Origin of the sequence: Agrococcus lahaulensis DSM 17612 (assembly GCF_000425105.1) — a bacterium.
Lineage (GTDB): Bacteria > Actinomycetota > Actinomycetes > Actinomycetales > Microbacteriaceae > Agrococcus > Agrococcus lahaulensis.
On the sequence record NZ_KE384305.1, the window covers coordinates 100,363 to 109,453 of the forward strand.

The 9,091-nt window shown below is 70.4% G+C and carries 7 protein-coding genes; 1 reads left to right on the top strand and 6 read right to left on the bottom strand.

The features are described from left to right. Window positions 1-13 precede the first annotated feature (13 nt). From rpsA to polA, 4 genes are all read right to left on the bottom strand, one after another. Window positions 14-1,474: a 30S ribosomal protein S1 gene (gene rpsA, locus H508_RS0113505; protein ID WP_026374450.1), complete on the bottom strand. Its 1,461-nt coding sequence runs from the start codon at window positions 1,472-1,474 to the stop codon at window positions 14-16. 132 nt (window positions 1,475-1,606) lie between these two features. Next, window positions 1,607-3,298, bottom strand: coding sequence for a DUF885 domain-containing protein (locus tag H508_RS0113510; protein ID WP_026374451.1), 1,692 nt, complete (start codon window positions 3,296-3,298; stop codon window positions 1,607-1,609). 16 nt (window positions 3,299-3,314) lie between these two features. Next, window positions 3,315-4,325 (bottom strand): TIGR03560 family F420-dependent LLM class oxidoreductase, encoded by a 1,011-nt coding sequence (locus tag H508_RS0113515; RefSeq protein WP_245569544.1) that lies wholly within the window; start codon window positions 4,323-4,325, stop codon window positions 3,315-3,317. A gap of 79 nt (window positions 4,326-4,404) precedes the next feature. Further along, window positions 4,405-7,026, bottom strand: a complete 2,622-nt coding sequence (polA, locus tag H508_RS0113520; protein WP_026374453.1) for a DNA polymerase I — start codon at window positions 7,024-7,026, stop codon at window positions 4,405-4,407. Between the two features lie 76 nt (window positions 7,027-7,102). Between polA and H508_RS0113525 the strand changes: the two genes are divergently transcribed. Next, on the top strand, window positions 7,103-7,543 hold the full coding sequence (locus H508_RS0113525; protein ID WP_425393468.1) for a PaaI family thioesterase: 441 nt from the start codon (window positions 7,103-7,105) through the stop codon (window positions 7,541-7,543). Between the two features lie 189 nt (window positions 7,544-7,732). On the opposite strand, the gene H508_RS16510 is transcribed toward H508_RS0113525, so the two are convergent. Continuing rightward, window positions 7,733-8,317: an endonuclease domain-containing protein gene (locus tag H508_RS16510; RefSeq protein WP_169514187.1), complete on the bottom strand. Its 585-nt coding sequence runs from the start codon at window positions 8,315-8,317 to the stop codon at window positions 7,733-7,735. Window positions 8,318-8,775: 458 nt separating this feature from the next. Next, a partial coding sequence (locus tag H508_RS0113535; RefSeq protein WP_026374455.1) for an integrase core domain-containing protein occupies window positions 8,776-9,091 on the bottom strand: 316 nt, incomplete at its 5' end.

Here is a 9,091-nt window from a genome sequence, read left to right on the forward strand (position 1 = left end):
CTGGCGGTGCTGACTACTCCGCGGAGCCGGTGAGCTTCTCGCGGAGCGCGGCGAGCGCCTCGTCGTCGGCGAGGGTGCCGGCGCCCGAGTCGTCGGAGCTGCTGCCGAAGGACGATGCGCCCGAGGGCACGTCGTTCGAGGTGAGCTCGGCGTCGCGGGCCGCGGCGACCTGCGCCTTGTGCGCCTCCCAGCGCGCCTGCGCGGCCGCGTACTCGGCCTCCCAGGCCTCGCGCTGCGCCTCGAAGCCTTCCTTCCACTCGTTCGTCTCGGGGTCGAAGCCCTCCGGGAACTTGTAGTTGCCCTGCTCGTCGTACTCGGCGAGCATGCCGTAGAGCGCCGGGTCGAAGTCGGTGCCCTCGGGGTCGACGCCCTCGTTCGCCTGCTTGAGCGAGAGCGAGATGCGGCGGCGCTCGAGGTCGATGTCGATGATCTTCACGAAGACCTCGTCGCCGACCGCGACGACCTGGTCAGCCGTCTCGACGTGCTTCGCCGAGAGCTCCGAGATGTGCACGAGGCCCTCGATGCCGTCCGCGACGCGCACGAACGCGCCGAACGTGACGAGCTTCGTGACCTTGCCCGGCGCGACCTGGCCGATCGCGTGCGTGCGGGCGAAGATCTGCCACGGGTCCTCCTGCGTCGCCTTGAGCGACAGCGAGACGCGCTCGCGGTCGAGCTCGACGGTGAGGATCTCGACGGTGACCTCCTGGCCGACCTCGACGACCTCCGAGGCGTGCTCGATGTGCTTCCACGAGAGCTCGGAGACGTGCACGAGACCGTCGACGCCGCCGAGGTCGACGAACGCGCCGAAGTTGACGATCGACGAGACGACGCCCTTGCGGACCTGCCCCTTCTGGAGCGACTGCAGGAACTGGCCGCGCGAGGCCGACTGCGTCTCCTCGAGGAGCGCGCGGCGCGAGAGCACGACGTTGTTGCGGTTCTTGTCGAGCTCGAGGATCTTCGCCTCGAGCTCCTGGCCGAGGTACGGCGTGAGGTCGCGGACGCGGCGCAGCTCGATGAGCGAGGCCGGCAGGAAACCGCGGAGGCCGATGTCGACGATGAGGCCGCCCTTGACCACCTCGATGACGGTGCCGGTGACGACGCCGTCCTCGTCCTTGATGCGCTCGACATCGCCCCAGGCGCGCTCGTACTGCGCGCGCTTCTTCGAGAGGATCAGGCGACCCTCCTTGTCCTCCTTCTGGAGGACGAGCGCCTCGACGGTGTCGCCGACCTCGACGACCTCGGAGGGGTCGACGTCGTGCTTGATGGAGAGCTCGCGCGAGGGGATGACGCCCTCGGTCTTGTAGCCGACGTCAAGGAGGACCTCGTCGCGGTCGATCTTGACGACGGTGCCCTCGATGAGGTCGCCGTCGTTGAAGAACTTCAGGGTCTTCTCAACGGCGGCCATGAAGTCATCGGCCGAGCCGATGTCGTTCACAGCGACCTGCTTGGGAGCCGTGGTCGTTGCAGTGGTCATAGAGTTCAAGGTGCCTTTATGGGGGATGTCGGGCTGCGGGCATGAGGATGCCCATCCAGCGGTTCGGATTGATTGCGCCACACGAGTGGCCCGTCGATCCTACACGCGGATGGGCATCCCGGACAACCGCGCTTAGCCGCGCAGGACAGCCTCCCGCAGCGTGTCGAGGCCGACGCCGCCGATGTTGAGCACGCGCATGTGGAAGCGCTTGAGTTCGAAGGCGTCGCCCTCGGCGTCCTTCGCCGCATCGCGGATCTGCTCGAAGATGCGCTGGCCGATCTTGTAGGACGGCGCCTGGCCCGGCCAGCCGAAGTAGCGGTTGACCTCGAAGCGCACGAACGGCTCGTTCATGTTGACGTTCGACTTCATGAACTCGAAGGCGTAGTCGAAGTCCCACTCCCCCGTGCCGTCGAGGCGCGGCTTGCCGAGGTGCACGCCGATGTCGAGCACGACGCGCGCCGCGCGCATCCGCTGGCCGTCGAGCATCCCGAGCCGGTCGGCCGGGTCGTCGAGGTAGCCGAGCGACTCCATGAGCCGCTCCGCGTAGAGCGCCCAGCCCTCGGCGTGGCCCGAGGTGCCGGCGAACGCACGGCGCCACAGGTTGAGCTGCGAGCGGTTGTACGTCGCCTGCGCGATCTGCAGGTGGTGGCCCGGCACGCCCTCGTGGTAGACGGTCGTGAGCTCGCGCCACGTGTCGAACTCGGTGACGCCCTCGGGCACCGACCACCACATCCGCCCCGGCCGCGAGAAGTCGTCGGCCGGACCGGTGTAGTAGATGCCGCCCGTCTGCGTCGGCGCGATCATGCACTCGAGCGCCTTGATGGGCTCGGCGATGTCGAAGTGGCTGCGGCCGAGCTCCTCGATGGCGCGGTCGCTCGTCTCCTGCATCCACGCCTTGAGCGCATCGGTGCCGTGCAGCTTGCGGCTCGCGTCCTGGTCGAGGTGCGCGATCGCCTCCTGCACGCTCGCGCCCGGGAGGATCTCGTTCGCGATCGCCTCCTGCTCGGCGCGCATGCGGTCGAGCTCCTCGATCCCCCACGCGTACGTCTCGTCGAGGTCGACGGCGGCGCCGAGGAAGCGGCGCGACATGAGCGAGTAGAAGTCGCGGCCGACGGCGTCGACGGGGTTGGCGGATGCGGCGAGCTCGGTGCGCAGGAACTCCGCGAGCCGCGCGTGCGCCTCGGTCGCCTCCCCCGCCGCCTTCGCGAGGTCGTCGCGGAGCGAGGCGGGCAGCTCCTGCTCCCCTGCCTTCGCCGATGCGGCGAACTCGTGGAAGAAGCCCGTGCCGGGCGCGTAGTCGGCGAGCTGCTCGAGCACGTTGTCGATCTGCCGCGCCGCCGGCGTGTTGCCGGTCGCGATGCCGCCCCGCAGCGAGGCGATGTAGCCGTCGATCGCGGCGGGCACGTTGCGCATGCGCTGCGCGATCGTCGACCAGTCGTCCTCGCTGCCCGTCGCCATGAGGTCGAAGATGTCGCGGATGCCGGAGGCCGGGCTCGCGAGGTTGTTGAGGTCGCGGTCGCCCCAGCCGGAGGCGTGCACGTCGAGCTCGAGCTGCAGCTCGCGCGAGAGGTCCGTCTTCGTCACCCAGTCGACGTCGTCGACGGGCTCGGCGGCCTGGAGCGCGGCGAGCACCTCGCGCGCGAGCGCGGCATCGGCGTCGCGGCCCTCGGGCGAGTAGTCGCCGTAGCCTGCCTTGTCGCCCTCGAGGCCGACGTACACGTTGATCTCGGGGTTCAAGGCGGCGGCGCGGTGGACGTAGTCCTCCGCGATCCGGTCGATCTCGGTCTGCTGGCGCGACGGCGCGCCGACTCTCTCGTCAGTCATGCCGCAAGCCTACGCATCAGCGGAGGGCGGTCATGACCTCCCGCTCGAAGAGCTCGATGCCGTCCTGCTCGAAGGCGACCTCGGGCATGTAGGCGATGAGCGTGCCGAGTCCCGCCTCGCGGAGCGCCCCGACGTGGTCGACGACCATCTGCGGCGTGCCGACGACGGCCCCGCGGGTCGAGAAGCCCGTGCCGGCGTGCTCGGCCGCCATCGCCGAGTCGGCGCGCGCGTTCACCTCCTCGACGACGCGGCGCGCCTCGGCCTCGCTCTCGCGCACGACGATGTTGAGGTTGGAGGTGAGCCGCACCTCGGCCGGGTCGCGCCCCTCCTTCTCGAGGTGGCGCAGCAGCACGTCGCGCTTGCGCGCGAACTGCTCGGGACCGCCGCCGAAGTTCGTCGCGTCGGCCCACTTCGCCGCGTAGCGGAGCGTGCGCTGCTCGCCGCCGCCCGCGATCCAGGTGGGGATGCGAGGGCGGCCGTCGCGGCCCGTCTGGAGCGGCTGCGGCCGGCAGATGGCGCCGTCGACCGAGAAGGTCTCCGACTCGAGCGTCGCGCTGCCCTCGGCCCACAGGCGCTGGATGATCTGCACGCCGTCGCGGAGCGCCGAGATGCGCTCGCCGACGCCGGGGAAGCCGTAGCCGTAGGCGCGCCACTCGTGCTCGTACCAGCCGGCGCCGATGCCGAACTCGAGCCGGCCGCCCGAGATGACGTCGACGGTCGCGGCGACCTTCGCGAGGTAGGCGGGGTTCCGGTAGCCCATGCACGTGCACATCTGGCCGAGCCGCACGCGGCTCGTGCTCGCGGCGAGCGCGGCCATGAGCGTCCACGCCTCGTGCGTCGCCTCGTCGGTCGGCTGCGGAGTGGTGTGGAAGTGGTCGTAGACCCATACCGAGTGCCACGGGCCCGCGTCCAGGCGCTCCGCGACCTCGAGCATCCGCCCCCACTGCTCAGCGGGCTCGATGCCGACGAGGTCGAGGCGCCATCCCTGCGGGACGAAGAGGCCGAACTGCAGCGCGGAGTCGTTCACGAGCCCAGCCTAGGCCTCGGTCCCTGCCGGTCCCTGAGGGTCGGATGCCGTGGGCACGGCGGGCACGGACGCCGTCGGCTCAGTGCGCGGCGGCGTCCCAGTTCGCACCGACGCCGACCTGCACCTCGAGCGGCACCGAGAGCTCGGCGGCGCCGCCCATCTCGTCGCGCACGATCGCCTCGAGCGCCTCGCGCTCGCCGGTCGCGACCTCGAAGACGAGCTCGTCGTGCACCTGCAGCAGCATGCGCGAGCCGAGCCCCTCGTCGGCGATGCGGCGGTCGATCGCGATCATCGCGCGCTTGATGATGTCGGCGGCCGAGCCCTGGATGGGCGAGTTGAGCGCCTGCCGCTCGGCGTTCTCGCGCAGCACGCGGTTCGACGAGGTCAGGTCGGGGAACGGGCGGCGGCGGCCGAAGATCGTGGTCGTGTAGCCGTCGTCCTTCGCCTGCATCACGACGCCGCGGAGGTAGTCGCGGATGCCGCCGAAGCGCTGGAAGTAGTCGAGCATGAGCTGCTTCGCCTCGGCCTGCGAGATGCGCAGCTGCTTCGAGAGCCCGAAGGCGCTCAGCCCGTAGGCGAGGCCGTAGCTCATCGCCTTGACCTTGACGCGCTGCAGCGGCGTCACCTCGCTCGGGTCGACGCCGAAGATGCGGCTGCCGACGAAGCGGTGCAGGTCCTCGCCCGAGAGGAACGCCTCGATGAGGCCCTCGTCGCCCGAGAGGTGCGCCATGATGCGCATCTCGATCTGCGAGTAGTCGGCGGTGAGCATCGTCTCGAACTCGGGGCCGTGCACGAACGCCGAGCGGATCTCGCGGCTCACCTCCGTGCGCACCGGGATGTTCTGCAGGTTCGGGTCGTTCGACGAGAGGCGGCCGGAGGCGGAGCCCGTCTGGTCGTAGCGCGTGCGGATGCGACCGTCGTCCTGGATCGCCTTGAGCAGCGACTCGATGATCTGCGCGAGCTTCGAGGTCTCGCGGTGCTGCAGCAGCAGGCCGAGGAACGGGTGCGGGTTCGTCTCCTGCAGGTCGGCGAGCGCTTGCGCGTCGGTCGAGTAGCCGGTCTTCGTCGCGCGCGTCTTCGGCATGTCGAGCTCTTCGAACAGCACCGCCTGCAGCTGCTTCGGGCTGCCGAGGTTGACCTCGTGGCCGATCTCGGCGTAGGCGGCTTCGGCGTGCGCGGCCGCCTTCGCGCGCATGTCGTCGAGGATGCGCTGCAGCACGTCGCGGTCCATGTGCACGCCCTGGCGCTCCATGCGCACGAGCACGGGCATGAGCGGCAGCTCGATGTCGTCGAGCACGCCGAGCGTGCCGGGGTCGAGGCGCGGGCGCTGGGCGCGCGCGAGCTCGCCCGTGAGCCACGCGACGGTGCCGAGCTGCTCGGGCTCGACCTCGGGCACGAGCTGGTTCGGGTCGGGAGCCGGCAGCGTCGCGCCGAGCAGCGCCTCGGTCTGCCAGTCGAGCTCGAACGTCTTGGGCGGCGCGGTCGGGGTCTGCAGCCACGCGGCGACACGCGTGTCGTGCGCCGCGCCGCCGAGGCGGAGCCCGGCGCGCTCGAGGAGCTTGATGGATGCCTTGACGTCGTGGAGCGCCTTCGGGGCGTCCGACGCGAGCCACTCGACGAATCCGTCGTAGTCGGCCGTGCCGGCCTTGTAGGGCACGTAGGCGCTCGCGCCCTCGGTCGCGACGCCGAAGCCCGCGATGCCGCCGGCGCCGTCGGGGGCGATCGAGACGGCGACGGTGCCCTTCGCGCGCGAGAGCCACAGGTCGAGCTCCTCGTCGACGAGCTTCTGCACGGCGGGCGCCTGCACCTCCGGCTCGAGCGCGGCTGCCGGCTCGCCGGTGCCCTCCTGCTTGAGCACCCGGTCGAGCAGCGTGCGGAACTGCAGCCGCTGGAAGACCTCGCGCAGCTTCGCCTCGTCGACCGGGCCGCGCACGAGCTCGTCGAGCTCGACGCCGAGGTCGACGTCGGTCAGCAGCTGGTTGAGGCGGCGGTTGCGCTCGGCGCGCTCGCGCTGCTCGCGCAGGTTGTTGCCGACGACGCCCTTGATCTCGTCGGCGTGCGCGAGCAGGTTCTCGACCGTGCCGTACTGCGTGATCCACTTGACCGCGGTCTTCTCGCCGACCTTGTCGATGCCGATGAGGTTGTCGCTCGACTCGCCGACGAGCGCGGCGATCTCGGGGTACTGCGCCGGCTCGATGCCGTAGCGCTCGCGCACCGTCTCGGGCGTGTAGCGCTTGAGCTCGGAGACGCCGCGCACCGAGGGGTAGAGCAGCGTCACGTCGTCGTTGACGAGCTGGATCGTGTCGCGGTCGCCCGAGACGACGTAGACGTCCATGCCGGCCTTCGCGCCCTCCACCGACAGGGTCGCGAGGATGTCGTCGGCCTCGTAGTCCTCCTTCGAGAGGGTGCGCACGCCCATCGCGTGGAGCGCCTCCTCGAGCAGCGGCACCTGGCCTTTGAACTCCTTCGGCGTCTCGTCGCGCGTGCCCTTGTACTCCGCGTACTCGCGGGTGCGGAAGGAGTAGCGGGAGATGTCGAACGCGACCGCGAGGTGGGTCGGCCTGTGGTCCTGCAGCAGCTTGAGCAGCATCGACAGGAAGCCGTGGATGGCGTTCGTGTGTTGCCCTTCGCTGTTGACGAAGTTCTCGAGCGGCAGGGCGAAGAACGCCCGGAACGCGAGGGAGTGGCCGTCGACGACCATGAGGGTAGGCTTCGGATCCGACACGGCAGTCAGCCTAGCCGGGGCTGCCGACACCCCCGCCGAGCGAGGAGCGCGCGTGAGCCCGGAGCCGATCGAGCACGAGGTCGACGACGCGACGCGAGCCGTGCTCGCGCACCTCGAGGGGCGGCCGGGCGGCGAGCTCGCGCAGCGCATGCAGATCGAGTTCCTCAAGCTCTCGGCCGAGCACTCGGTCGCGCGTATGCCCGCGGAGGGCAGCCGGCAGCCGGCCGGCTTCGTGCACGGCGGCGCCTACTGCGTCATCGCCGAGACGCTCGGCTCGGTGAGCGCGAACATCCACGCGGGTGAGGGCCGCTACGCGGTCGGCACCGACATCAACGCGACCCACACGCGCTCGATCACGAGCGGATGGGTGACGGCGGAGTGCACGGCCGTCCACCTCGGGCGCTCCATGACGGTGCACGAGATCGTCTGCACGGACGACGAGGGCCGCCGCGCCTCGACCCTCCGCATCACGAACTTCATCAAGACCCGCTGACCCGCCCGCCCCGCTGAGTGGCGCCTCCCGCGCCTGAGTGGCGCCTTCCGCGCCTGAGTGGCGCCTCCCGCGCCTGAGTGGCGCCTCCCGCGCCTGAGTGGCGCCTCCCGCAGGTGAGTGGCGGCTGCCGCAGGTGAGTAGGGCCTCCCCGCCTGAGTCGCGCCTCCCCGTGCAAAACGCTGACCCTCCCTACGCTGCGGTCCACGAGCTGCAGCGCCGGTGGGCCGCCACGATCTCGCCGAGGATCGCCTTGCCGCCGTCCACCAGGTCGTCCTTCGTCACGACGATGACGTGCCAGCCAAGTGCCCGCAGCTTCTCGCGGCGGATGCGGTCTCGCTCCTGCTGCGCCGTATCCGTGTGGTGCTCGCCGTCGTACTCCACGGCGAGCTTGAGGTGCGGCCAACTGGCGTCGAGCCGAGCGACGAACAGACCGGTCGCGTCGAACACCTCGAACTGGAGCGTCGGCTCCGGCAGCGCGCCCATGATCATGAGACGCACGAGTGTCTCGCGCGGTGACTCGGAGCCGACCCGCACGAGGGCGACCGCCTGTCGTGCGCGGTGAAGCCCGCGCGCTCCCGGGTAGCGCCGCAGTGCATCCGTCAGGTCCTCGACGGTGAGCGGATCGCGACGCTTGGTCGAGACGAGCCAGTCGCCGACGGTCACGAGCTCCTCGAGACTCAGCAGCGAGGCGAGGTGCACGAATGTGTCAGCCCTCGACTCGACGCGCATCCCGTCGACCTCCTCGACCGCCGACTTGAGGCGGTGCCCGACCACGCCGGGACGCTGCATGCGGGAGCGGCCCGTCGGCGACGCGAGATGGACCCGACCCTCGCGCTCGAAGCGAGTGGGCAACGGCATGCCATGGACGCGTGCGGCGGTGGTGTGGGAGAAGAACTGGTCGTCCCCTGCGAGGACGCGCACTGCCTCGAGGAGCGCCTGATGCTCGTCGCCGACGGCCGCGGTGATTCGCGCGCCTCGCGCCGGCGCAGTGAACGCCATGGAGCGGAGCTCGGCAGCGGAGTACCCGCGCTCGAGTCCCTCCCGGATGGTGAAGCCGTGTGGACTGTGCATGCCGAGCATGCTGATGCCATCCGGCCGCTGGCGCTCGCCCGCCACCGTCGGCTGTGGAGAACATCGCGACGAGCGGATGTTCGCGGCGCCACTGGAACACCGAGTTCGCCACTCACGTGCGGGAGGCGCCACTCTGAACCGTCCCCGGTTCTCTGCCGCTCCTATGCGGGTGCCAGCACCGGGTGTGATGGCGTTTCGAGGTCAGCGTAGTACGCGGCCTCGAACTCCTCGGGAGGGACGTCGCCGAGGGTGGAATGCAGGCGCCTGGCGTTGTACCAGTCGACCCATTCAGCGGTGACCCATTCGACGTCCTCCAGCTGCTTGAGCGGACCGGTCCGGAAGGGCGAGTCGTCGCGAATCGCTTCGGTCTTGAACAGCCCGATCGTCGACTCGGCGAGGGCATTGTCATACGCGTCGCCGATCGAGCCGATCGACGCAGCGATGCCCTCCAGGGCGAGCGTCTCGGCGAAGCTCACG